The following is a 22,500-nucleotide window of genomic DNA, read 5'->3' as shown; positions in this document are numbered from 1 at the left end:
TACATACCTGAACTTTCCCCGTATAAATATACGGCTCATCTGAGTTCAGTATGCTAAAGATCGAAGACAAATTTCTCAAACAGTTTTCACACAACTATTTGGACTCTTGATAACCGTCCTATTGGATTTTAGGCTCTGTAATCTTGGGCAAGAGAGGGATTGAGTTTTTATAAATTTATAGATAACCTACTAAACTAGGATGAGTCCATTGGTATGGGAGACGATAGTTTCGATCGATACCGACTCCACAGACTATCTTGGCTTATCCTTTACTAAAGTTCTTCAGCCAAAGCTAAGACACGCTGATATAGCTGGGAACTGACACGAAAACCAGCTTGGCTAATCAAGGTATCCATAACAGGTTGAACTTGAGGGATGAGGCTTCTTTGTTTGGCAACGAGCAGAATGCCCAGAATACCAATGATAGACAGCCCTAGCCGCAGGGCTTCTTGCCGCCCCAAGCGTTCATCAATGAGCAGATCATCAGCTTGTAGCTCAAGGGCCAAGGCTATGGCATTCGCTTCTCCAGCATCCAATCCTCGTTCTTGCTGAAGCTGGTTAACGAGTTCGGAGTTGGTGAGGGGTTGGGGTTGAATCCAACCGACTTGGAGAATGGCTGGAATGATGGGATTGCTTGCGGCTGCTAGTTCCCTAGCAACAACGTCTGGAATGATAACGGTTTGGTAAATTGACTCTAGCAACCAGAGATGATCGATAATCGCTAGATTGGCAAGGGCGGAGGTATCGCTGACGACGATCATAGCCAGCCTCGATCGCGCAGATGTTGAACATCCTGCTCAAAGTCTTCTACATCGTAGTGAACACAAATACCGCGATCTGCCAACAGTTTTTGAAAGTCCATGACTTCCATCCCGGCAATTTTACTGGCGCGACTGAGGGAAATCCGCTCTTGCTGAAACAGCGCAATGGCAATCTCCCGGAGCCAGTCACCCTGGTTAAAGGTTTCGGCTTGGCTGAGGTTATCCGGTAGGTTTAGGGTAATTTGCATTGAGACATCCTCACGCGCTAATACTTACTTCTTCTAGCCTGCCATATCTCAGTTAAAGCTTTGGCTCTTCTGGTTTCTGTGTGGAAACGAGGTCTATACTGATAGAATATCCGTCAAAATAGTGCTGAAAGTCTTGCCCGATCAGCATTTCACGATTCCATAAGCAAAAATTATCAGACAAAATCGAGAAGAGCCATTAATTCTGTTGGGGTACTTAGAAAGGAATATCGTCTAAATTTTCCTCCACCGATGTGTCGCTAGGTTGCCAAGCGGAAGGATTAGAAAGTTCATAGGATGCGTCGTATTCGAAGTCCCCGGGGGAGACAGGTGCGACGGGTTTTTCCACCTCAGTTTTATTCGATTTGTGGGTATTGATTGGCACGACTTTTTCTGGAGTCGGGGCTGCCATTTCACCGCTACTCAGGCTGCCGTCAAGATGATAGAGATGACTAATGACTAATTCGGCCCGTTTTTCCTTAAAACCTTCGGGACGATCGATCGTCTGCATCGAGAGACGACCTTCTAAAATTACCCGATCGCCTTCATTATAGTTCTGAGCGACTTCTGAGGCTAAATTTCCCCAAGCTACGGCCCTTAAATTAGCTGGGGTTGCCTCGGCACGATTGGGGGAAAACTCGACTAACATTTGAGCGTAGGGAGTTTGATTATCTTGGGTATAACGTAATTCGGGACGACGGACAATTTTAGCCATTAAAATGCAACTGTTCATGGTCGAAAATCAGTCTGAATTTTTCTAATAGCACCATTGTACTGAAAAAGTACAATGATCACCACTGGGGAGGTTAGGGAATTTTATGGGACTCTGGTTAAGAAAAAATCTCTTTAACACTTGGTACAACGTCATCTTAACCCTTGCGGGTCTATTTCTCAGCCTCTGGGGTGGCTTAAGTTTTCTTGATTGGTCGATAAATCGGGCAAAATGGGCTGTAGTGACGGAAAATATCGGTTTATTCGTAGTCGGTCGTTATCCAGAACAGTCAATATGGCGAATTTGGCTGATTTTAACGATAATTGCGGCTTTATCGCTGTTTTCTTGGCAATTAAACCGGGGTCGCTTCCCGAATTGCCCCGCTTTTCTCCAACGCTGGTGGGGATTGCTCTGGTTATTGACTTTACCTTTAATCGCTTGGTTACTATTGGGAGGATTATTTTTAAAGGCAATTCCCCTCGATGATCTCAGTGGTTTAATCTTAACTTTATTAGTAGCGATCGCCAGTATGATTTTATCTTTTCCCTTGGGGGTATTATTGGCCCTGGGGAGACAGAGTGAATTACCGGCAATTCGTTGGCTATCTATTGGTTATATCGAATTATTGCGCGGTTTACCTTTGTTGGGAATTTTATTCATGGCTCAGGTGATGTTACCTTTAATTTTACCCGCCGGGACCAGACCAGAACGGGTGATCAGAGCGATCGCCGGATTTACCCTTTTTGCAGCAGCCTATCTGGCCGAAAATGTCCGGGGTGGTTTACAAGCGATTCCCAAAGGTCAAATTGAAGCGGCCAGGGCTTTGGGTTTAAAACCGATTTTCGTTTTATTATTGATCGTTCTACCCCAAGCTTTAAAAGCGGTCATTCCCGCTATTGTTGGTCAATTTATCAGTTTATTTAAGGATACTTCTCTACTGGCGATCGTGGGACTGGTGGACCTCTTGGGTATGGCAGGCTCGGTTTTAGCTAATCCGAAATTTATCGGCGATTATCCAGAGGTTTATCTATTTTTGGCGTTTATTTACTGGATTTTCTGTTATTCTATGTCCCTAGCCAGTCGTAGGTTAGAACAGCGTTGATTGGGGTGTGGGGTGTGGGGTGTGGGGTGTAGGGTGTAGGGCGTAGGGTGTAGGGTGTAGGGTGTAGGGTGTAGGGTGTGGGGTGTAGGGTGATGGGGTGATGGGGTGATGGGGTGATGGGGTGTGGGGTGTAGGGTGTAGGGTGTAGGGTGTGGGGTGTAGGGTGTGGGGATAATAAATAAAAATAATCTCCTGACTCCTGAATACTGACTCCTGAATACTGACTCCTGAATACTGACTCCTGAATACTGACGACCGGCTACTGATGACCGGCTACTAACCCCACCAACAGACTTATTCAGCACACCCTACCTGGCTTTTTGTCATAAATATTGATATGATTTAACAATCAGCAGCAATTTATGGTAAATATATTTATTTAGGAGAGCGAGAAAATGGCTGGATTCTTTGGCCTGTTTGGCAATAAGACGAAATACGTCGATGAACCGATGGATATGAGCGCACCGGAACCGAAAGAGGCTTTTTACTTGGAACCCGATGACGCTAAAACTCTCGGTAATATCGACTTTATGCGGACACCGATCACGATCCGACGTACTTTCCCGAAAACTGCCTCGAATAAAAAGGGTGGCGAATCGATTAAACAGATTTCTTCCATGGAAGTCAGCAAAGTCACCGATAACGGTATTGTGGCAAAATCGGCGACTTCCGAGGCTAATAGTAAGGCTAACGCTGCTAATGATAACGTTCGTCGCGCTAACGATGACAATATCAATCCTTTCCTGAAAATGGCCCGCGAAATCAAGAAATAGTATAGGGTTTGCTGAATAAATCTAAAAACCTTGTTGGGTAAAACTTTTAGACCTTTTGGCCATCAAAAAGTAATGGATATGGGAGTGATCGAGGGAAAAATCCCTGGACTTTTTCCCTGAAAATTAGGTAATTGACCCCCTCAAAATCGGTAAAACCCCACACCCCACACCCTACACCCTGCCCCCAGGAAAAACTTTTTCAGCAAACCCTAGTATAGTAAGGTGAGCATTGGCCACCCTTGATATCAAACTTTGGTGGGGAAAGCCCACCTTTTTTTATGACCATTATTAACGGAAAAACCAAGTTATTAGGCGTAATCGGCGATCCCATCGGCCATACTCTTTCTCCCCCCATGCACAATGCCGCTATCGATGCCTTGGGGCTAAATTATGTTTATCTTCCCCTACCGATCGCCCCGGAAAATTTGGCAACTGCGATCGCTGGTTTGTCCGCCATCGATCTACAGGGTTTTAGCGTCACAATTCCCCATAAATTAGCAATTATTCCCTTATTATCGCAAATTACGGAGAAAGCAAAGCTAGTAGGCGCAGTTAATACCGTCTGGCGCACGGAAACCGGCTGGCAGGGAACAAATACCGATGTGGATGGCTTTCTCGCACCCTTGAAATCCCTTGACAAAGATTGGAGTCAGGTGAATCCAGTTATTTTAGGCAATGGCGGCGCTGCCCGGGCGGTAGTGGTGGCTTGCGCCCAGTTGGGCTGTGGCGAAATTCATGTGGTAGGACGCAATCAAAAGAAATTAGATCCTTTTAAAGAAAGTTGGGCGAATACCAGCCTCTATGACCTCCTAGAAGTGCATGGCTGGGACGAATTAGAGGGGATGCTACCCACCACAGAACTCCTGATTAATTCTACCCCCATCGGAATGTCCCCCCAGGGCGAACAATCCCCAGTTGAGTTAGAATTATTAGACCTTTTGCCCTCATCGGCGATCGCCTACGATCTAATTTATAATCCCCGACCGACCAAATTTCTCCGGTTGGCCCAGACTAGAGGGATAAGAATTATTGATGGGTTAGAAATGTTAGTTAATCAGGGAGCGATCGCGCTAGAAATCTGGTTAGGTCAACCCGTCCCCGTCTCGGTCATGCGGGAAGCTTTGTTAAAACAATTCTAAATGCTAAAATCCTATTTCTGGCTTGATTTATGACCCCTTCTAGCTCCTTTTGGAAAACTCTGAATAACTCGATTCTAGTGCGCTATCTATTATTATTTGGTTGTGGCTGGAGTCTGATTATCTTAATTAACTATTTCTACGGGATAATCGCTATTTTTACTGGTTCAGCGATCCTGGCTGCTCTATTAAATTATCCCGTGGTTTGGTTATCTCGTTATCTACCGAGAGGACTAGCCATTGCTATTACCACCATAGTAGCTTTTATCCTCCTATTTAGATTAGTCACAGGCATAGGATTAGAAGCAGTTAGTCAGGGGAAAGGACTACTATTCAATCTTACCGATGCCTTGGGTCAACAAGATTTTTTACCCTTTAAAGACTTTCTCGATCGATTAGATTTGAATAAAATGGTGGGAACCCTACAAACTGGTTTAGCCACGGGTTTATCGATCGTACAGGGAGTTTTTTCCAGCGTCTTTACTGGCGTTTTCGGGGCGGTGATCAGTGTTTATATGCTCATCGACGGTGATAAACTCTGGCGAGGTTTTTTGCAGCTTCTCCCCCCAGCATACCGGGAGCGTTTTGCCAAGTCTTTTCGACAAAGTTTTCTGGGATTTATTCGCGGGCAACTGTTATTAATGCTCTTTTTATCGGTGACGAGTTTCTTAAGTTTTTCCCTATTGGGAATTCAATATGGGCTAATTTTAGCGGGTATTCTTGGTGTTATCGATGCTATCCCGGGTATCGGGGCAACCCTGGGCATTTTGTTGGTAACTATCTTGACTTTTACCTCCCAAGGACTAACAATTGCCGTTAAAGCTTTTATTGTCTGTGTTGTCTTGGTACAAATTCAAGATAATATTATTCGCCCTAAAGTTATGGGCAATGCCCTAGAATTAAACCCAGTAATTTTGTTTTTATCCCTCTTTATCGGCGAAAGAATTGCGGGATTATTAGGGGTTTTTCTCTCCATTCCTATCGCTGGGATGATTGCGATCTGGATCAGTTACGGGGAAGAAAAACCAATAACAGATTTAGAGGAAAATCAGTTAAAAGAAAGTCAGGAGAATTAAGGGCTGATCCCCAGTTTCTACTATACAATTAGGGAAATTTGTTATCTACAAAACTCGATCGCTACCTATGGAAAACCTAGATTTAAAGAAATCCTCGCCCCTCTTACTTATCTCACCGTTTTTTCTCTGGGGAACAGCGATGGTAGCGATGAAGGGTGTTATCCCCCACACCACCCCCCTATTTATGGCGGGAATTCGCCTTGTTCCCGCCGGAATGTTAGTTTTAATGGTAGCTTGGTTTTTAGGTCGTCCTCAGCCCAAAACCCTGCGAGCATGGCTATGGATTGCCCTTTTTGCTCTCATGGATGGCACTCTTTTTCAAGGTTTTCTGGCATTGGGATTAAATCGCACCGGGGCGGGGTTAGGATCGGTAATTATTGACTCCCAACCCCTAGCGGTGGCTTTAATGTCCAGTTGGCTATTTAAAGAAGTTATCGGTGTCTGGGGATGGTTAGGATTGGGTTTAGGGATTGGGGGAATTAGTTTAATCGGCTTGCCCGATCAATGGTTTTATGACTTTTTTGGACAAAAAGCGGTAAATATTGACTTTAGCTGGCAGGAATTACTAAATAGCGGCGAAATGCTGATGCTTTTGGCTTCCCTATCCATGGCGGTGGGAACAGTGTTAATCCGGTTTGTCTGTCGTCATGCGGATCCCGTCAGCGCCACCGGATGGCACATGATTTTAGGAGGATTGCCGCTATTTTTAGCTTCAGGTTTCACCGAATCCCATCAATGGCAAAATGTAGATTTAAATGGTTGGTTAGCTTTAAGTTATGCCACGATTTTTGGTAGTGCGATCGCCTATGGAATATTCTTTTATTTAGCCGCCAAAGGCAATTTAACCAGTTTAAGTTCTTTGACTTTTTTAACTCCGGTTTTTGCCCTCACTTTCGGGAATTTATTCCTCGGTGAGATGTTAAGTGTATTGCAATGGGCGGGGGTATCTTTAACCCTTGTTAGTATTTATTTAATCAATCAAAGGGAAAAAATATCCCCACAAGTGCGGGCAATTTTTGCTAATCTTTCCTCACTTATACCCAAAAGCAACTAACTCAATCTTGAGATAATACAGTTAGTTTTTCTCCCGATGGATCGTATTTAAAAAAGGCTTCTACGCCATAACCGCAGCGATCGCTATTATGGCAGAAAGCGGCGACTAAACTACCGCGACGAAAACAACCAATTTGACAGTAAACCTCGTCTGGTTGCAGACAGGCAACGGCTAGATTGAGCAGGGGAAAGAGATTGCGATCAGGATAAGAGGCAGTTTTTTGGCTTAAAAGGGTTAATTGCTCGGAAATAGGCGACATTAAAGCCGATCCCCAATCCTGATACTGTTGGGGCAGTTTTTCTAAGAATTTCTGTAAATCCATGCTCTTGCAAAAGTGACGATCCTCACCCTCAATCATAGATCGTTCTGTTAGGAATGAAGTCACTGCCTTAATTGTGGAAGAGTGCTAATCTGATCTATTAGCCCATCAGCACAAGTAGAGAAACTTCTGATATGCCCTACAACTGCTTCCAGATTAAATTTTGGGGAGTACGGGGGAGTATTCCCTGTCCAGGTTCGGAAACCGTTCGTTATGGTGGTAATACTTCCTGTGTGGAGATGCAAGTCGGTAGAGAAAGATTAATTTTTGACGGTGGTACAGGGTTACACATCCTAGGACAGTCTTTGATGGCAGAAAGTCCAGCGAAAGCCCATTTATTTTTCAGCCACTCCCATTGGGATCATATTCAAGGTTTTCCTTTTTTTACCCCTGCTTTTATCAGGGGCAATACTTTTAAAATCTATGGGGTTCCCTCTGCCAACGGAGCAACCATCAAGCAAACATTACACGATCAGATGTCACATCCTAATTTTCCCGTGCCTTTGCAGATTATGCGGGCTGATTTAGAATTTTATGATCTAGAAATGGGCGAAACCCTCCACTACGGCGATGTCAGCGTCGAAACCCGTCCTTTAAATCATCCCGGGGAAGCGGTGGGTTATCGGGTAAATTGGCAGGGTTTATCGGCAGCTTATATTACCGATACCGAACATTTTCCCGATCGCTTTGATGATAACGTTCTGGCTTTAGCCCAGCAAGCGGATGTGATGATTATTGATGCTACCTACACCGATGAGGAATACAACGATCCTCAGTATTCTAAGGTGGGTTGGGGTCATTCCACTTGGCAGCAGGCAGTCAAAATCGCTCAAGCATCGCAAGTTAAGCAGTTAGTTCTATTTCATCATGATCCCGCCCATAATGACGATTTTCTTGATCGCATTGGGGAACAGGTAAGAAAGATTTTCCCTGAAACTATTCTCGCCCGGGAAGGCCTCTCGATCGAACTGCGGCCGGGAGATGATCACATAGATGAAGTGTAATCTAAGTCACTGTTCCCCACCATGAAGATAACTGCTGTAGATGGTCAACAGCTTATCTCCGTGGGCGGAGATAGGATAGAATGACATAACTTCATCTGGGATTTTCTCTGGTGCTATATTATAAAAATGTCCAATCAATCCTCACCTAACTCCACAGAAATACAAGCAATTTTTGATCAGATCGCTCCCGAATATGACCGCCTCAATCAGGAATTAAGTTTAGGATTACACCATATCTGGAAATTAATGACAGTCAAATGGTGTCAACCCGAAAAAGGGGATTTTGCCCTCGATGTCTGTTGTGGTAGCGGCGACCTGACTAACCTATTATCAAAACAAGTGGGTAAAACCGGCCAAGTGATCGGACTAGATTTTTCCCCACAACAATTAAAAATCGCCCGTCAACGTTTTAGCGCCACTAATATTAACTGGATGGAAGGGGATGCCCTCAATTTATCCTTTGCCGATTCTAGCTTTGATTGTGCCACTATCGGCTATGGATTACGCAATGTGGTCGATATTGCCCAATGTTTGGGGGAATTATACCGAGTCCTCAAACCGGGTGCTAAAGCGGCGATTCTGGACTTCCATCAACCCACCCAAACCATCGCCAAACTATTCCAAAACTGGTATCTCGATCATATCGTCGTTCCCGCTGCCGAGCGTTACGGTTTAACTGACCAGTACGCTTATATTAGTCCCAGTATCGATCGCTTTCCCCGGGGCCCAGAACAGGTAAAATTAGGCTATCAGTCGGGATTTTCCAGCGCTGTTCACTATCCACTCCTAGCAGGACTGATGGGAGTGTTAGTCTTGAAGAAATAACCTACTGACATTTCCGTTTATTTTTTGCTGCTAAATTGAATCTCCCTACTCTTTGGACATGGATATTACCGCCGATCGCGGGGGCAATTATTGGCTATTTTACGAACGATGTAGCCATAAAAATGCTATTTCGTCCCTACAAGGCGATTTATATCGGTAAGCGTCCTCTTCCCTTCACTCCGGGGTTAATTCCTCGCAATCAAGATCGATTAGCTGTCCGGGTATCGGATACGATCATGGGTTCCCTGTTAACCCCCGAAGAACTACAAAAACTGGCTAAACGACTCCTCGACACGGAAAGGGTACAGGGGGCGATACTCTGGCTGTTACAATTAGCTTTAAAACAAATAAAAGGCGATCGGCAAGCAAAAACCGCCGAGATTTTGGCGGCGATTCTTCACGATTTATTCGGGGAATCTTTAGCGAAATTACTAAAAGTTTTAGCCCGACGGCAGGATTTTTTAGAAAAACAGATCAATCAAATTTTTGATCGCCTAGTCTTGGAATTTTCTCTCAGTGAACAACAGGCGCGACAATTCTCCGATTGGCTATTAGAAACCGTCCTACCTGCTGATGTTATCCGTCTAGCTTTAATCGATTTTTTAACCGATCGCAATATTCAAGTTATCGATGAAGGATTTCGGGAAAAAACCAGTGGAACCTATTGGGTAGTAGCCAATTTATTCGGTTTACGCAATGCCCTGGCCCGCTTACGCACTTTTTGCCTTGATGAAAAGGATTTAGCTAATACCAGAATCAAAGAATTATTACTATCTTTAGAGATGCGTAATCGTCTGAAAAACTGGTTACAAGGTATCTCTTTGCAAAATTTACCTATCTCCACCGTCAGACAATTGCGTAAAACCACTAGGGATACGGTGCGAATTTATATTCAAGAAAGTGGCGAACAATTTCTGCAAGATTTTGGACAAACGATCGACTGGGATCAAATCGCTAATTTAATTATTAATCGTCTGCAATCTTCGGAGTCAATGACTACATCATTAGGGGTAATTAGTCAAGAGTTAGCGTTAATTTTAGAGCGTTATCTAGAGGAAGATTTAGAGAAATTAGTCGCCCAAATTATCCCAATTCTCAACATCGATCAGGTGATCCGCGATCGGGTGAATGCCACTTCCCCGGCCGATCTGGAAAATGCTATTCAAGGCATTGTTAAACAGGAATTACAGGGAATTGTTAATCTCGGTGGTATTCTTGGTCTTCTAGTCGGACTAATGCAAACAGTTATTTTAATTGCACAGAATCCGGGGTAATAATTAGGGTCTGCTGAAAAAGTTTGTTGGTGGGGGCAGGGTGTGGGGTGTGGGGTGTGGGGTGTAGGGTGTGGGGTGTGAATTTTCCCCCTGAAAAAGCCTTAATCTAACAAGGTTTTTAGATTTATTCAGCAAGCCCTAATTAGGTGGGTTAAACTAAGTTAACCCACCGGAATCATCCCGTTTATTTTTAAGGTAAAATCAAAAAACTTCCCTGACAGAAAAGAGTTTTATCGTCGAGAATAAAAGATTTAATCTCCACATCTTTGCCTAAATCGACAGTAAAAGGTTGCAAATCAATAGATAAATCTGGGGCTAAACCTTGCCATTGTCGGGGAATAATCCCTAAAGTGCGGGCATCTTCTAGGGTAATATCAGCGCTAAAAATTACTTCCGCACCTGTTTCTCTATAGCCGAGAAGAGAGAAATAACCCTGATTTAAGAGAACATTTTTCCAGTTAAAACGCTGTTGTGAGATAATTTCTCTGGCGTTAACAATTCCGTTATTTTCTAGGGAAAAAATTAGTAAATCGGCAAAAGCATTAATTAAAATAGTCGAGGCGATCGAATTATTTAAATCCTGCTCGTTAATTTCCACCTCACCGCTAACCCGAATAGGTTCCAAAATTTTTAGGGGTTTCCCTCGCAAAACCTGCCCGATATTAAGACGAATATTTTCCCCTCTTAATTGCGCTTTACCTAGATGTAAACCCTGATAAATCGCTTTTCCCACGGCTAAAAATACCCCGGGGATATAACCGCGCAAAATTTGCCGATCATGACCTTGCAGCTGCATTTCTAAATCTTCTATCTGTTCTACTTGCGTTCTTAAGAACAGACGTACTGCTGGCGGCAAAACCTTACTAATAATCTCACTTTGAGTATTGACCCACATAAACGTTATCTCACTCACTCCACAATGTTTCTAATTGTAACAGAGCTAGATCGATCGAACCATGAGGGGCTGCCGTCAGCTATCAGTTATAGCTAAAAACTTCGCTACTTTCTGTTTACTGATTACTGATCACTGATCACTGACAAGCCCCTAATTCTTAGGTTTTTGAGGCGTTGAGGGAATTAAAACGAGGGGAAAGATAGGCGACTAAAACCCCGAGGGCAAAACCGATTAAATTGCGGAAAAGGGGCAGTAATTCACTGGTGCGAGTAACCACCGGTCCGATGCCAAAAGCAACAAAGAGGATAAACCAGAGGGGAGAGACAATTAAAACCCATTGCCAAGCGAAAACCTGTCCTTCTTTGCGGGGAATACCGGCAAACCCGAAGACTAAACCACCGACAATTGAGGTAATTAAAGTTAGGATCCACTGTTCCCTCGGTAAACCGGGGACTACCGCACAACCACCTTTAACTAAACAACCTTTTACCGTGTCTAAGGATTGTACGATCGCGTTATTTTCGCCATTTTCCCGGACAAAATACATATTGCCGAAACGGGCCTGTAATTCGATCCAAAAAGTGCGGGGTAAAAATTCATAGACGGCATCACCAATACTAAAAGATAGTAGATTACCGCCGCGACCATCGGCCACTAGGAGAATACTTTTATCATCCAATCCCCAGAAATTAATCACTGCCCGGCCGGGGCTGCGGTCATATTGGGTTAAAACTCGCATTTTCCAGCCCGTTTCCCCTTGAAATGTCTCGATATCTCGGATTAATGCCTCTTCCTGTTTTGCGGGTAGATAATTGGCTAAATCAACGATCGGAGTGGCTTGATTGGGCAGTAATTCGGGATTATTCACCGCTAGAGCTTGATCCGGGCAGATAATCCAACCCAGACAGCTAATGACACCAATTACAAGAGCGATCGAGATTCCTCGGCAAAAACGATTGAGCATAGCACTTCTAGACAATGAGAATTTTTTCAGCAAGGGTGTAGGCTAACTTTCAGTTTCTTTACACTTATTTACTTTATCTTAAGGGAATTCTCAACTTTAGTCACCCAGTTAGGGACTTGCGCTTTGATAATGTACCTTTTGGGCGAACGCAGTTCGCCCCTACATTAATGTACCTTTTGGGCGAACGCAGTTCGCCCCTACATTAATGTACCTTTTGGGCGAACGCAGTTCGCCCCTACATTGTGGACAAAATCCGTTACTGTAGGGGCGCAAGGAACCTGCGCCCTCCGATCGCCCAGGTTTGCTGATCACCCTAAGTAGGGGGAGAGCCTTTGAGAGTCCCCGCAGCTAAGGGACTTGCGCTTTGATAATATGCCATCTGGCCGGCCTGATTCTTCTACAGAGCGATTTTCTGGCTAGGATATTATTCCCACGCAAGTCCCTTATCGGTCATCAGATGCGAGTTTTCAGTTCACTCTCCAGAAACTCAACTCAAGCTGATGAGGTCTCAACCAGTGGCATTAACTGGATCTTTTGCCAAAATGGAGTAAATATAGTAGCGGGGGGATGGTCAATGACAGCACAGGAAGTATTAGAGTTAATTCAACAGGCAAAGGACGAAAGAGCGGGGGAGTTGGATCTGTCCGACAAAAACTTAACAGAAATTCCCCCCGAAATCCCTCAACTCACCTCCCTGCAATACCTCTACCTCAGAAATAACCAAATCAGGGAGATTCCAGAAGCACTCGCTCAACTCACCTCCCTGCAATACCTCAACCTCAGAAATAACCAAATCAGCGAGATACCAGAAGCGCTCGCTCAACTCACCTCCCTGCAGCACATCCGTCTCAGCAATAACCAAATCAGCGAGATACCAGAAGCGCTCGCTCAACTCACCTCCCTGCAAGAACTCGACCTCAGCGATAACCAAATCAGGGAGATTCCAGAAGCACTCGCTCACCTCACCTCCCTGCAATTCCTCTATCTCAGCGATAACCAAATCAGCGAGATACCAGAAGCACTCACTCACCTCACCTCCCTGCAAATCCTCGACCTCAGCGATAACCAAATCAGGGAGATTCCAGAAGCGCTCGCTCAACTCACCTCCCTGCAAGACCTCGACCTCAGCAATAACCAAATCAGGGAGATACCAGAAGCGCTCACTCACCTAGTCAACCTGAAGCGATTAGTCCTCAAAAATAACCCGATTACCAACGTTCCCCCGGAAATTATTCGTCAGGGATGGGGTGAAATAATATGGGATAATGGCAACCCGCAGGCGATTTTTAGTTATCTCAAGAATAAAGCCAAACGCCCTCTTAATGAGCTTAAAGTTTTATTGGTGGGGGAGGGGGATGTGGGGAAAACTTCCCTGTTAAAGCGGTTACTGCACAATACCTTTAATTCTGGAGAACCCAAGACCCCCGGCATTAATCTTGAAAAGTGGCAACTGCCCCAAAAACCCGATATTCGCCTCAATCTCTGGGATTTTGGCGGTCAGAAAGTGATGCAAACCACCCATCAGTTTTTTCTGACTAAACGCAGTCTTTATCTGCTTGTCCTCGACAACCGCAAAAATGAACAGCAAAACCGTCTGGAATACTGGTTAAAACTCATTGAAACCTACGGAGGCAATTCTCCCGTGATTATCGTGGGTAATTGTGCCGATGAAAATCCCCCGCAAGTTAAGATCCGCACCCTCCGGAAAAAATATCCCCAAATCACCAAGCTAATCGCCACTTCCTGTAAAACCGGTGCGGGAATCGAGCAACTTGTGCAGGAAATCGCCTCTCAAATCGATGCTATTCCCCATATCAAAGATCCATTCCCTAATAGTTGGTTTGAGATCAAAACTCAACTAGAAACGATGCAAAAGACTTATGACTTTATTTCCTACGAAAAGTATCAGGAAATGTGTCAGAAAGCCAAGATTAAAGAGGCCAGCGATCAAAAAAGTTTAGTGCAGTTTCTCCACGATCTCGGTATTGTCCTCAACTACCAAGATGATCCGCGACTGAATGAAACCAATGTCCTGAACCCGGAATGGGTAACTAGCGGTGTTTATGATATTCTCAATAATCACGATTTGATGGTGCAAAAAAAAGGCATTCTTTCACTGCCAGATCTGGCAAATATTCTCAAACAACCCCAACGTTATCCCGAAAATAAACGCCGATTTTTGATGGATTTGATGGGAAAATTTGAACTCTGTTTTCCCCTTGATGGTTACAGTCCCGATCGCTATCTAATCACCGATCTTCTACCCATCGATGAACCGGATGTGGATATCTACGAAAACGCACCTTTACACTTCCAGTACCGTTATGATATCCTGCCCGGCAGAATTATTTCCAGCTTTATCGTCCGTAATCACCGGATGATCTATAAAACCATGCGTTGGCGTAGTGGTGTGGTTCTGACAATGGATCTTAATAAAGCTTTGGTGCGTGCCGACGAGGAAGATAACTACATCAGCATAAAAGCCCAGGGTTCCCGTGCTAATGCGCTTTTAGCTATTATTAGGGCAGATTTTCAGAAAATTCACGATACTATCCCTAATTTAGCCGTACAGGAAAAGTTAGTGATTCGAGAATTGCAAGGGGAAAAACCGACCGGGGTAGAAGTTCCCGTCGATTATCTCTATCTGATAGAACTCGATCGCCAAGGTGTCGTCGAAGCAACTCTCCCCGGTTTGCGCGGCAAATATAATATCCGCGATATCTTAGAAGGGGTGGAATCTAAGACAGAAAGAGAAAGATATCTCCACGAAAGGGAGGAACGTGGCCGCAAAAGCCGAGAAAATCGCCCTATGAGTCCCAAAACGCCAGAAACTCCCAATCTCCTGAAACCTAGTCTCGCTTTGTTGCTGGTTTTAGCTGTGGTTGCTTGTATAGTTGCGGTGATTGCCCATTTTGTGCCAGATTCAAAGCATATTACCAGCGTTTTGACAATTATTTTTATCTTTGCTTTTATTGTCTTTGTGTTATTGCTCTTGACGGGTAAAATCAATCAAACGACCTTTAATCAGCTTTTTGAAGTTTTGTCGCGATTTATCCCTACTTTTAAAGGACAAGAACCAAAAACCAACAACGATGACACCTCCCAAGAAACCCCCAAATCGGAGCAGTAAAGATTTGCTTACCACAGAAAGGTAACTTAGACGAAAAAGTTTACAAATATTTAGGGTTTGCTGAAAAAGTTTGTTGGTGGGGTTAGGAGTTGAGAGTTGGGGTTTTAGGGAGTTGGGGTTTTAGGGTTTTGGGGTATTAGTTGAAATTCTCCTATCTCCCCACTCCCCCATTTCCCAATTCATAATTCATAATTCATAATTCATAATTCATAATTCATAATTCATAATTCATAATTCCCCATCTCCTTAACTGCGTTTCCAAGTATTCCAAGCGACTTTAAAACCGATCAAGAGGCGACGGCTGCCACGATCGAGCTTGCTAAGACCAGCTTTAGCACTACCGAGACTGCGATCGACTCCTTGGACAACTTGGCGGGTACTTTTGACCCCTTCATCGATATTGTCGGTTAATTCGCTGATTTCCGCCCCTGTCAGGCGAATTGCTTCTAGAGTCGGGGGAAATTCCCGATGGAGGGTATCGAATAATTTTTCGGCACTGCGGGCTGCCCGGGCTAACTCTTGCAGGGCAGGTAAAGCGGCGATGAAAACCGCCGTTAAACTAACGGCGACTAGCAGTAAAGAACATCCTAGCCAGAAAATAGGTTCGGTCATTTAGTAGTGATTCGAGTGTTGATTATCGCCTTGGGGGGATTCTTGCGAGTCGGGGAAAGGATTGTCTGTGGCTAGACTTTGACTAGCTTCGATTCCGGCTGTCACCGCCTCTTTTAATCTGATTAAAGTATCATCCCAATTACGCCGGGCCGATTCCGATAGGCGATCGGCCTGCAATTGCATCGTCGTGGTCAGATCTTCGGCTAATTCAGGCAAAGCCTGGGCGGATTTTCGCAGAATTCGACGGGTTTCTTTTCCAGATCTCGGCGCTACTAATAAACCCGCCGCTACTCCGATCGCACTGCCTACTAAAACCCCGACGAAGAATAAGCCACCGTTACCGTTATTGTTATCTGCCATAGGATTGCCCTTGTACTTAATTCCCAATTTTACGAGCAATTACACTTCTCTTGTGCAGTTTCTTCGGCAAAATTTTGACCTGTTGCTCTTGGTAAGCAGCAACAGACCTAGAAGGGATAAATTGAGAAAAAACTAGCGATCGGGTAAAACCTGATTTTATGGCTGACTTTGAGCCAATAAGGAAGTGAAAAAGAAGAACCTCTGGGAGTCTTGCCGTGTTTCGACCCCAAAGGTTCCTCTTATGCTGAACTTATACTCCTCACACAATATTTATATTACACACAATCCGCTGCTTTTGTCAAGAGGTTTATGACATTTTTTTCCACAGACCTCTGGCCAAATTAATTTCCCAGGGCCGTTAGGCGCTCTTGTCGGGGACAGCTAAGTAGGGTTTGCGGCAAAAAGTTTTTCCTGGGGGCAGGGTGTGGGGTGTGGGGTGTGGGGTGTAGGGTGTGGGGAAATGGGGAAATGGGGGAGTGGGGAGAGGGAAGTAGGGGGTGGTATCAACTATTGCCTTCAAGCCATGTTTTTAAATCTCGTTCTGGTTTAGCCACATTGAATAAATGTAAACCAAAATCCTCTGAAATATCTTGACAAATTTTCACTCCTCTGATGCTGTTGCCTTTTTCATCTAAAAGGGGCGAAAAAGTCCCAATTCCCAACTGATGGGGAACTACTGCCGTAATTCCGCCACCGACACCGCTTTTTGCTGGTAATCCTACCCGATAGGCCCATTCTCCCGAAGCGTCGTACATTCCACAGGTAAGCATAACACTGATCACATCTTGAACGTAGTGTTCATCGATCGCCCGTATTCCCGTGATTGGGTTGACACCCCCATTAGCTAAGGTAGCAGCCATGAGGGCTAAATCGTGAGCATGGACGAGAATGGCGCATTGTTGACAGTAAAGATCGAGGGTTTCTTCAATTTTATCGCTGACCATGCCAAAATTTAGCATCAGATAAGCCATGGCCCGATTGCGATTGCCGGTGGATTTTTCCGAGAGAAAAACGGGGACATTAATCTCGTGATCCCTGCCAGTATAGCGTTTAAACATTTCTAAAATACGTTTTAGCCTTTCGGTGGCATTCTGTCCGGTGATTAAATCCGTGGTAGCGATCGCACCAGCATTAACCATAGGATTATAGGGACGATTGGTTTTTTCATCGAGAATAATCGAGTTAAAAGCTTCTCCGGTGGGTTCAACACCGACTTTACTATTAACGTATTCCCTTCCGTGATCTTCTAGGGCCAATCCAAAGACAAAAGCTTTAGAAATCGATTGTACTGTAAAGGTTTGCTGACAGTCTCCCACCTCAAAAATCTGACCATCAGTGCTAATTACAGAAATACCAAACCATTCTGGAGCTGCTAGGGCTAATTCCGGAATATAATCGGCGATATGACCCGTCTGTAAATCAGAGTATTTTGCGTGCAGATAGTTAAGATAGTTCCGAAAAGGATAGACTAACTCTTGCTCGGAATTGACGGGACTAATAAAATCTTTTGGGGAAGCCATAGAGGAGTATAGCAGTTATCGTTTAATTGCCACTCTAGAGACGTTGATAGACACATCTCTAGAGAATTTCTGTAATCCCTAATTAACTTCTCGAACCGCGATAAATGCGATCAGCTTGGGAGGGTTCTAAATAAGTATAGCCCGGTTTTTGGGTTGAGGAGCCATTCTTTTTGGCCACAGTATTAACCGCAGGAGTCGCTTTTTTTACCTCCGCGTGAGTCCTGATATAATCCTCAGAAATCTTGAAGGGATGACTATTGGGAAGATGACGACTAGAGGGTAAATTGTCTGCTGCTTCGGCATGGGCAATTTTACTATGAGGAGCGACAAAATCGTGTAGGATGGGATCATAGGCTAAAATTTCACCAGTTTCAATCCGAAAAATCCAACCGTGTAGAGATAATTTACCCTGATGTAATCGGGAACGAATAATTGGATAGCTTTGCAAATTACTTAACTGATTGAGAACATTTTCTGCTACTGTCACCTCGATCAGTTCTTCCCCTTCTAATTCTTTGTAATTATCCTTAACTAAACGTCGAGTAGCTTCTGCTTGTTTTAACCAATCGTAAACTAAAGGCATTTCATCGGCCAGACTCTGCAATTTTAGCAAACCTTTCATCGCTCCACAATGGGAGTGACCGCAGATAATCACTTGCTCGATGCCGAGAGCGTTGATAGCATATTCTATAGATGCACCTTCACCACCATTGGTTGCTCCGTAGGGAGGAATTATATTCCCCGCATTACGAATTACGAATAATTCCCCCACCTCCGCTTGGGTAATTAGGTTAGGATCGATACGGGAATCGGAACAGGTGATAAACAGGATTCTCGGTTTTTGTCCGTGGGAGAGTTGCTCGAATAATTGCCGATGTTCATCAAAATAACCACTCTGGAACTTTTCTAGTCCCTGTAGGAGTTTCTTCATAATAATTCTTCTAGTTTGGTTTGATCGCTATTTAGTCGATCCTTTCAGCATTATCGGGCATGAGATAACAGCAATGCAACCGGCCAGATTAGCGATCGTTATCGGCTGCGAGATCGGTTATATTTTGTTAAGATAAGATACAGACTGTATCTAAGCAAATTTTATTTTATGGAAACTGCAACAATTTTGGGTGTTTCGATCGCTGCCGCTTTGGTAGGAATTACCGCTTTAGCTCTTTATACCGCTTTTGGACCGCCGGCAGCAGAATTAAGCGATCCTTTTGAAGATCACGAAGATTAATTCTTTAATAACCATGTGGCTATCTGCCAAGGAGAAATTTGCTCCATAGGATCGATCGCTCTTTCTAAACCATCGATCGATTCTTTTATTGTTAATTGTAATTGATTTTGCCAATCGATAACAGCGTTTTCTCCCTGACATTCATAGACGCGCATTACCCAACTCTGAGGGGATGTTTCACTTTGTTTGAAACTCATTAAAATTAAGTTATCGGCCGAGAATTTTAACCATTGTGCCACGGGTGGCAACTGGGTTGATCGAGAAGAATTATTAATAAAAATAACGTTGACAGGTGAGTTTAACTGCCAAGCGTGATGGACAGTTTTCGCCGTTTTCCAGTTACCTTGATGGGGATATATTGCATAGGTAAATTCTTGTTTACCCAGATCTGCCTCGGGATCGGGCCATCGGGGACTTCTCAACAGAGTTAATCGCAGTTGCTGGTTAGTAGCATCATAGCCATATTTATTATTATTTAAAAGACTTACCCCGTAGTTTGCCTCTGTATCGGTTAAATCCGCCCATTTATGGGCGTAAACTTCCCATTTTGGCGATTCTGGTTCGTGATCACGCTCGATCGCACCACAGGCAATTTCATAGGTGGTAAAATCGCTGTTTAGGGTGAGAGGAAAAGCGGTTTTTACTAAAGTATGTTCTTGCTGCCAATTAACAATAGTTTTAATCTCGAGAATAGGAGAATCTTTTTCTAAGATATAATCTTGACAAAATTCCGAATCAGCTAAATTTCTGATCACGCGAATCTGCCAGCGCAAGGGACCACATTCTAAGCATTCGATCGATTTTAATACTGTTTTAGGTAAGGTATATTGTTGATAATTCGGATCGATATTCCAAGCGTCCCAATATTGTCCTTGATCTTTAAATGCCTGTAATTGATTACCAGCAGCTTGTAGGATTTCTTTTTGATTAATTATATCAAATATACTATCTATATCCCCCGTTTCCGAGTTAATAGTAACTTTAAGCAAGCCATTATCTAAAATAAATTGGCAGTTAGTTAAATTTTTCTCGGTTGCTTGCTGATTGGGAACTAACCAAAATAACTTATAACCCACAGAAGGAATATTTTCAGCGAGAAATAATAGCTGATTGTCGTGGGATAATTGCGAAAGACAAAGACAATTATCCCAGTCATAAACTGAACAATTTACAGATTCTATAGCTAAAGAGATAACCTGAAATCTTTCCCAGTTAAGAGAATTAAAAACTAGAAAAGGTTTTGCTTGGGGATGGGGGGGATTAGGTAAATTAATTTGATTAGCAATTGCCTGTAAAGCTTGATCTAAAATTGCTTCAACTGTAGTGATAACTTGCCGCCATAACTGATTAGCATCCCTAAATACTTCGGGGATCGAAGTACCAGGCAGTATATCATGAAACTGATTTAATAAAACCTTTTTCCAAGCGGATTCTATCTCGACTTTCGGATAGTGAATATCTAGTAAGATATTAGCCAGAGAAGACCATAATTCTCCTTGATACAAGAGGATTTCACAGTAACGATTATAGGCTTTTTGGTCAGAGTGAGTGGTATAACAACCCCGATGGAATTCTAGATATAATTCATCATCCCAGATAGGGAGATTACTTGTCTCGAGACTGTCCAGATAAGTTGTTGCTTGGCTAAATTTTAACTGGGGGAAAAAAGGAGATGTTTGCCAACGTTGGGCCACTTCTAACATATCACGAGTCGGACCGCCGCCATGGTCGCCAACACCGGGCAGCCAAAAAATATCTTTTAAGCCGGTTTGCCGTTCCCAATTGAGAGCATGATCGGTCATAATAATTGGATTAGTATCCATAACTCCAGCAACATTGGGAGGAGACATTAGGGAAAGAATTTTACTGCCATCGGGAGATTGCCACCAAAAAAAACCGTGGGGAAATTTAGTCGTATCATTCCAATGTAGTTTCCCAGTTACAAAATATTTGATGCCAAAGGATTTAAGAATTTGTGGCAATTGGTAGGGAAAACCAAAGGTATCCGGCAGCCAAGCAGTTTCAGTGATTTGTCCAAATTTTTCTTGAAAATATTTTTGTCCATAAAGCAGCTGTCGAAATAGGGATTCCCCAGAAATTAAATTGACTTCTGGTTCTACCCACATCCCGCCTAAAAGTTCCCAGCATTGCCCTTTATATGCCTCTAGAATTGCTTGAAATAGGTCAGGATGATGTTTTTCTATCCATTCGTAAATTAGGGGACTAGAATGACCAAATATGAGGGCAGGAAAATATTTTTGCAGGTTTAAAACCGAGATAAAAGTGTTTTTTGCCACTTGCCAAGTTTCTGCCAACGGCCACAACCAAGCCATATCTAAATGTGCGTGGCCGAGAAGATGAAAACTGCGTTCTTTGAGAGGTTGAGCGAGGGGTTGCAGGGATTGACGAATTGATTCTAGGGATTGATTAAATCTATCTTTGTTGGTGACATTATCCCAGTCAATATTATCGAGAGTAGCGATAAAAGCCGCTAAGTTTTCAGGATAAAAAGTTTGTAGATAATTATGGAGAATGGTCAATTCATCAGCAACAAAACTAGGATCGATCGCTTGGCTATATTCATAGATTAACTGCGATTTCATCAAACCACCAATATCATGATTGGGACTGACTAAACGCAGAGTAACAAGGATTTCTTGACCAGTAGAGACCGAGTTAGAAAGTAAAATGCGCGTGGAAGAATCAAAGAGGTCTCCTGCTTGGATAAATTGATTATTAACATAAATTTTGACATCTTCCGCCCACCAAGTTAGGATTAATCTCAGTTCCATTCCCGCTAAAGGATAACCGGCTAAATGTTCGGGGACAATAATTTTTTGAGTTAGATATTGGATTTGTCTGCCGGCCGGCCAAATAATGTATTGTTTTTCATTGAGGGTGACGGGTTGAATTGGTTTTCCCGCTGCTGTAGCGATAAACCAATTTTTCTGAACATCTCTGCGGGTGAGGTGAGACAGTTTAGCGATGTTGTCGAGGGGAGACATGAGCCAACAAATAAGTTAATTTTGACTATTTTAGGCGATCGAGGACTAATTGGGGTCTGCTGAAAAAGTTTTTCCTAGGGGCAGGGTGTAGGGTGTGGGGTGTGGGGTGTGGGGTTTTACCCATTTTCATCGGGTAAATTACCTAATTTTCAGGGAAAAAGTCCCTAAATTTACCCCCCGATCCCTCCAATGGCCGGTACTTTTTGATTTCAAAAAAGCCTAAAAATATTATCCAACAAGGTTTTTAGATTTATTCAGGAGACCCTACTTAATCTCATCCTTCAACGGTTTATTGAGAATGAGCAGGGAAGAGAAAGCCCGTGATGAGGATTGAACTCATGACCTCACCCTTACCAAGGGTGTGCTCTACCACTGAGCTACACGGGCATTGATCGTGGTGGGCCGGGCCGGATTCGAACCAGCGTAGGCGTAGCCAACGGATTTACAGTCCGCCCCCATTAACCACTCGGGCACCGACCCATTAATTCCACGATTAACAATC

Annotated in this window: 20 protein-coding genes, 2 tRNA genes and 1 pseudogene; 10 read left to right on the top strand and 13 right to left on the bottom strand. The window is 43.7% G+C overall.

Going from position 1 to position 22,500, the window contains the following annotated elements:
* Positions 1-272 precede the first annotated feature (272 nt).
* The 3 genes from IM507_RS11050 to IM507_RS11040 all read right to left on the bottom strand — a co-directional run bounded on the left by IM507_RS11050 (position 273) and on the right by IM507_RS11040 (position 1,739).
* Positions 273-761, bottom strand: coding sequence for a PIN domain-containing protein (locus IM507_RS11050; protein WP_123230457.1), 489 nt, complete (start codon positions 759-761; stop codon positions 273-275).
* Positions 758-1,009 carry a UPF0175 family protein gene (locus IM507_RS11045; protein ID WP_002754345.1) on the bottom strand — a complete coding sequence of 84 codons (252 nt, stop codon included), beginning with the start codon at positions 1,007-1,009 and terminating at the stop codon, positions 758-760. The genes IM507_RS11050 and IM507_RS11045 overlap by 4 nt, the downstream gene beginning before the upstream one ends.
* Positions 1,010-1,223: 214 nt before the next feature.
* The gene (locus IM507_RS11040) at positions 1,224-1,739 is read right to left on the bottom strand and encodes a single-stranded DNA-binding protein (protein WP_287637002.1); all 516 of its coding nucleotides are present in this window, start codon (positions 1,737-1,739) and stop codon (positions 1,224-1,226) included.
* 85 nt (positions 1,740-1,824) lie between these two features.
* On the opposite strand from IM507_RS11040, the gene IM507_RS11035 reads away from it, so the two are divergent.
* The 5 genes from IM507_RS11035 (at position 1,825) to IM507_RS11015 (ending at position 6,859) form a co-directional block, all read left to right on the top strand.
* Positions 1,825-2,820, top strand: coding sequence for an amino acid ABC transporter permease (locus tag IM507_RS11035; RefSeq protein WP_069474673.1), 996 nt, complete (start codon positions 1,825-1,827; stop codon positions 2,818-2,820).
* A gap of 395 nt (positions 2,821-3,215) precedes the next feature.
* Positions 3,216-3,593, top strand: a complete 378-nt coding sequence (locus IM507_RS11030) for a hypothetical protein (protein WP_002754350.1) — start codon at positions 3,216-3,218, stop codon at positions 3,591-3,593.
* A 278-nt stretch (positions 3,594-3,871) separates the two neighbouring features.
* Positions 3,872-4,732, top strand: coding sequence for a shikimate dehydrogenase (locus tag IM507_RS11025; RefSeq protein ID WP_190537217.1), 861 nt, complete (start codon positions 3,872-3,874; stop codon positions 4,730-4,732).
* 29 nt (positions 4,733-4,761) lie between these two features.
* The gene (locus tag IM507_RS11020; protein WP_004156985.1) at positions 4,762-5,805 is read left to right on the top strand and encodes an AI-2E family transporter; all 1,044 of its coding nucleotides are present in this window, start codon (positions 4,762-4,764) and stop codon (positions 5,803-5,805) included.
* A 67-nt stretch (positions 5,806-5,872) separates the two neighbouring features.
* Positions 5,873-6,859 carry a DMT family transporter gene (locus IM507_RS11015; RefSeq protein ID WP_002738136.1) on the top strand — a complete coding sequence of 329 codons (987 nt, stop codon included), beginning with the start codon at positions 5,873-5,875 and terminating at the stop codon, positions 6,857-6,859.
* A gap of 4 nt (positions 6,860-6,863) precedes the next feature.
* On the opposite strand, the pseudogene IM507_RS11010 reads toward IM507_RS11015, so the two are convergent.
* Positions 6,864-7,181: pseudogene (locus tag IM507_RS11010) on the bottom strand (class I SAM-dependent methyltransferase); the annotation flags it as partial.
* 131 nt (positions 7,182-7,312) lie between these two features.
* On the opposite strand from IM507_RS11010, the gene IM507_RS11005 reads away from it, so the two are divergent.
* From IM507_RS11005 to IM507_RS10995, 3 genes are all read left to right on the top strand, one after another.
* Entirely contained in the window at positions 7,313-8,182 is an 870-nt protein-coding gene (locus tag IM507_RS11005) for an MBL fold metallo-hydrolase (protein ID WP_287637000.1), read from the top strand.
* A 126-nt stretch (positions 8,183-8,308) separates the two neighbouring features.
* The gene (gene ubiE, locus IM507_RS11000) at positions 8,309-9,007 is read left to right on the top strand and encodes a bifunctional demethylmenaquinone methyltransferase/2-methoxy-6-polyprenyl-1,4-benzoquinol methylase UbiE (RefSeq protein WP_287636999.1); all 699 of its coding nucleotides are present in this window, start codon (positions 8,309-8,311) and stop codon (positions 9,005-9,007) included.
* Positions 9,008-9,042: 35 nt separating this feature from the next.
* A complete protein-coding gene (locus IM507_RS10995; RefSeq protein ID WP_002735083.1) occupies positions 9,043-10,281 on the top strand; it encodes a DUF445 domain-containing protein in 1,239 nt (412 codons plus the stop codon).
* 190 nt (positions 10,282-10,471) lie between these two features.
* On the opposite strand, the gene IM507_RS10990 is transcribed toward IM507_RS10995, so the two are convergent.
* Positions 10,472-11,176 carry an LmeA family phospholipid-binding protein gene (locus IM507_RS10990; protein WP_123230451.1) on the bottom strand — a complete coding sequence of 235 codons (705 nt, stop codon included), beginning with the start codon at positions 11,174-11,176 and terminating at the stop codon, positions 10,472-10,474.
* A gap of 157 nt (positions 11,177-11,333) precedes the next feature.
* The gene (locus IM507_RS10985; protein ID WP_002736671.1) at positions 11,334-12,140 is read right to left on the bottom strand and encodes a TPM domain-containing protein; all 807 of its coding nucleotides are present in this window, start codon (positions 12,138-12,140) and stop codon (positions 11,334-11,336) included.
* A gap of 574 nt (positions 12,141-12,714) precedes the next feature.
* Here IM507_RS10985 and IM507_RS10980 point away from each other — a divergent pair.
* The gene (locus tag IM507_RS10980) at positions 12,715-15,270 is read left to right on the top strand and encodes a COR domain-containing protein (protein ID WP_287636998.1); all 2,556 of its coding nucleotides are present in this window, start codon (positions 12,715-12,717) and stop codon (positions 15,268-15,270) included.
* A 246-nt stretch (positions 15,271-15,516) separates the two neighbouring features.
* Here IM507_RS10980 and IM507_RS10975 read toward each other — a convergent pair whose 3' ends face one another.
* The 4 genes from IM507_RS10975 to IM507_RS10960 all read right to left on the bottom strand — a co-directional run bounded on the left by IM507_RS10975 (position 15,517) and on the right by IM507_RS10960 (position 18,693).
* Positions 15,517-15,882, bottom strand: a complete 366-nt coding sequence (locus tag IM507_RS10975) for a hypothetical protein (RefSeq protein WP_002735843.1) — start codon at positions 15,880-15,882, stop codon at positions 15,517-15,519.
* Positions 15,883-16,242 carry a YtxH domain-containing protein gene (locus IM507_RS10970; RefSeq protein ID WP_287636996.1) on the bottom strand — a complete coding sequence of 120 codons (360 nt, stop codon included), beginning with the start codon at positions 16,240-16,242 and terminating at the stop codon, positions 15,883-15,885. It lies immediately after the preceding gene.
* 503 nt (positions 16,243-16,745) lie between these two features.
* Positions 16,746-17,762, bottom strand: coding sequence for a glutaminase A (gene glsA, locus IM507_RS10965; RefSeq protein WP_002736106.1), 1,017 nt, complete (start codon positions 17,760-17,762; stop codon positions 16,746-16,748).
* Between the two features lie 82 nt (positions 17,763-17,844).
* Positions 17,845-18,693 (bottom strand): carbonic anhydrase, encoded by an 849-nt coding sequence (locus IM507_RS10960; protein WP_002737349.1) that lies wholly within the window; start codon positions 18,691-18,693, stop codon positions 17,845-17,847.
* A 168-nt stretch (positions 18,694-18,861) separates the two neighbouring features.
* Here IM507_RS10960 and psbN point away from each other — a divergent pair, with 168 nt between their 5' ends.
* The gene (psbN, locus tag IM507_RS10955; RefSeq protein ID WP_002736132.1) at positions 18,862-18,993 is read left to right on the top strand and encodes a photosystem II reaction center protein PsbN; all 132 of its coding nucleotides are present in this window, start codon (positions 18,862-18,864) and stop codon (positions 18,991-18,993) included.
* Here psbN and IM507_RS10950 read toward each other — a convergent pair.
* The 3 genes from IM507_RS10950 to IM507_RS10940 all read right to left on the bottom strand — a co-directional run bounded on the left by IM507_RS10950 (position 18,990) and on the right by IM507_RS10940 (position 22,478).
* The gene (locus IM507_RS10950) at positions 18,990-21,998 is read right to left on the bottom strand and encodes an alpha-mannosidase (protein ID WP_287636995.1); all 3,009 of its coding nucleotides are present in this window, start codon (positions 21,996-21,998) and stop codon (positions 18,990-18,992) included. The two genes, psbN and IM507_RS10950, sit on opposite strands and share 4 nt — an antisense overlap.
* A gap of 315 nt (positions 21,999-22,313) precedes the next feature.
* Positions 22,314-22,385: transfer RNA gene (locus IM507_RS10945), tRNA-Thr, on the bottom strand.
* Positions 22,386-22,393: 8 nt separating this feature from the next.
* A tRNA-Tyr gene (locus IM507_RS10940) sits at positions 22,394-22,478 on the bottom strand.
* Between the last annotated feature and the right edge of the window lie 22 nt (positions 22,479-22,500).

Origin of the sequence: Microcystis sp. M20BS1 (genome assembly GCF_020245305.1) — a bacterium.
In the GTDB taxonomy this organism is placed as follows: Bacteria; Cyanobacteriota; Cyanobacteriia; order Cyanobacteriales; family Microcystaceae; genus Microcystis; species Microcystis ichthyoblabe_A.
The sequence above is the reverse complement of the archived record's forward strand: the minus strand, read 5'-3'. Positions and strand labels throughout refer to the sequence as shown.

Excerpts from the sequence above, each read along its gene's own strand:
- IM507_RS11050 (WP_123230457.1), bottom strand. The coding sequence starts at position 761 with ATGATCGTCGTCAGCGATACCTCCGCCCTTGCCAATCTAGCGATTATC.
- IM507_RS11045 (WP_002754345.1), bottom strand. The coding sequence starts at position 1,009 with ATGCAAATTACCCTAAACCTACCGGATAACCTCAGCCAAGCCGAAACC.
- IM507_RS11040 (WP_287637002.1), bottom strand. The coding sequence starts at position 1,739 with ATGAACAGTTGCATTTTAATGGCTAAAATTGTCCGTCGTCCCGAATTA.
- IM507_RS11035 (WP_069474673.1), top strand. The coding sequence starts at position 1,825 with ATGGGACTCTGGTTAAGAAAAAATCTCTTTAACACTTGGTACAACGTC.
- IM507_RS11030 (WP_002754350.1), top strand. The coding sequence starts at position 3,216 with ATGGCTGGATTCTTTGGCCTGTTTGGCAATAAGACGAAATACGTCGAT.
- IM507_RS11025 (WP_190537217.1), top strand. The coding sequence starts at position 3,872 with ATGACCATTATTAACGGAAAAACCAAGTTATTAGGCGTAATCGGCGAT.
- IM507_RS11020 (WP_004156985.1), top strand. The coding sequence starts at position 4,762 with ATGACCCCTTCTAGCTCCTTTTGGAAAACTCTGAATAACTCGATTCTA.
- IM507_RS11015 (WP_002738136.1), top strand. The coding sequence starts at position 5,873 with ATGGAAAACCTAGATTTAAAGAAATCCTCGCCCCTCTTACTTATCTCA.
- IM507_RS11005 (WP_287637000.1), top strand. The coding sequence starts at position 7,313 with ATGCCCTACAACTGCTTCCAGATTAAATTTTGGGGAGTACGGGGGAGT.
- ubiE (WP_287636999.1), top strand. The coding sequence starts at position 8,309 with ATGTCCAATCAATCCTCACCTAACTCCACAGAAATACAAGCAATTTTT.
- IM507_RS10990 (WP_123230451.1), bottom strand. The coding sequence starts at position 11,176 with ATGTGGGTCAATACTCAAAGTGAGATTATTAGTAAGGTTTTGCCGCCA.
- IM507_RS10985 (WP_002736671.1), bottom strand. The coding sequence starts at position 12,140 with ATGCTCAATCGTTTTTGCCGAGGAATCTCGATCGCTCTTGTAATTGGT.
- IM507_RS10980 (WP_287636998.1), top strand. The coding sequence starts at position 12,715 with ATGACAGCACAGGAAGTATTAGAGTTAATTCAACAGGCAAAGGACGAA.
- IM507_RS10975 (WP_002735843.1), bottom strand. The coding sequence starts at position 15,882 with ATGACCGAACCTATTTTCTGGCTAGGATGTTCTTTACTGCTAGTCGCC.
- IM507_RS10970 (WP_287636996.1), bottom strand. The coding sequence starts at position 16,242 with ATGGCAGATAACAATAACGGTAACGGTGGCTTATTCTTCGTCGGGGTT.
- glsA (WP_002736106.1), bottom strand. The coding sequence starts at position 17,762 with ATGGCTTCCCCAAAAGATTTTATTAGTCCCGTCAATTCCGAGCAAGAG.
- IM507_RS10960 (WP_002737349.1), bottom strand. The coding sequence starts at position 18,693 with ATGAAGAAACTCCTACAGGGACTAGAAAAGTTCCAGAGTGGTTATTTT.
- psbN (WP_002736132.1), top strand. The coding sequence starts at position 18,862 with ATGGAAACTGCAACAATTTTGGGTGTTTCGATCGCTGCCGCTTTGGTA.
- IM507_RS10950 (WP_287636995.1), bottom strand. The coding sequence starts at position 21,998 with ATGTCTCCCCTCGACAACATCGCTAAACTGTCTCACCTCACCCGCAGA.